This window comes from Arthrobacter sp. Y3221157, from assembly GCF_059089865.1.
Genome location: NZ_JBNHFD010000201.1, coordinates 1 through 965, shown reverse-complemented (window position 1 = coordinate 965; position 965 = coordinate 1). Strand labels below are relative to the sequence as shown.

Sequence of the window (965 nt, the reverse complement as noted above, 5' to 3'; positions counted from 1 at the left end):
CGCGTGTCGTACAGGGCCAGGCTGTCCCGCGCGGCAATCATGACGTCGCCGATCCTGCCTTCGACGGCGGGACGCACCGGGCCGAAGAGGCCGGCGGACAGCGCATCCTCCCGGGTGAACGCCCAGATCCTGCCGCGGAAGCGGGCACGCCAGGCTGCCAGCAGGCGGTCCCGGTCTGCGCCCTCTTCGAGGTACAGGTGCACCATCCGGGGCTCGCCCGCCGTGTGCCGGACACCGTCCACCAGTTGGGGGTCCGCGGAGAAGTCGATGCGGTGCTGCTCCGGCACGTCCAGCATCCCGTGATCGGCCGTGAGGAGGATGGTGGTGCCGGCCGGAAGGGACACACTGAGCCGCTTCACGGTCGCGTCCAGTTCCTCGATCTGGTGCTCCCACTGCTCAGAGCCGCAGCCGTAGCGATGCCCTGCCTTGTCCAGCTCGTTCAGGTAGAAGTACATCAATGACCGGTCGGAGCCGGCCATGGCTTCGGCGGCTGCGGCCGTGCGGGCGTGGGAGGTGGTTCCGGACACGAACCGGCCGCCGCGGAGGGCGGCGCGGGTCATGGGAGAGTCACCGAATTGCGGCAGGCTAATGGTGGTGACGTCCACTTCGCCGGCGGCGCGCTCCAGCACCGTGGGGAACGGCTGCCAGGACTCGGGGTCCACACCCGGGTCCCAGTTGCCCAACAGGTTGACCACCTTGTCCTGCTCCGGATCGAGCACGTCGTAGCCCACCATGCCGTGCTGGCCGGGCGGCAGTCCCGTCCCGAAGCTCGACAGTGCCGCGGCCGTTGTGGAGGGGAAAGCCGAATCGAGCCACACGGGAACGTCGCCCTGCCCGGCCTGGACCACCGACCGCAGGAAGGGGGTGTGCGCTGTTTTCTGCTTCAGCAGGCTCCGCCCCAGGCCGTCGGCCAGGACCACGCAGACGCGCTGGGCCGCCGGCAGGCCGAGCGCGTTCGTGAAGCC

Annotated in this window: 1 protein-coding gene; it reads right to left on the bottom strand. The window is 70.1% G+C overall.

The genetic code is table 11. The features are described 5' to 3' along the window. A partial coding sequence (locus AC5RTT_RS20640; protein ID WP_494146718.1) for an alkaline phosphatase family protein occupies positions 1-965 on the bottom strand: 965 nt, incomplete at both ends.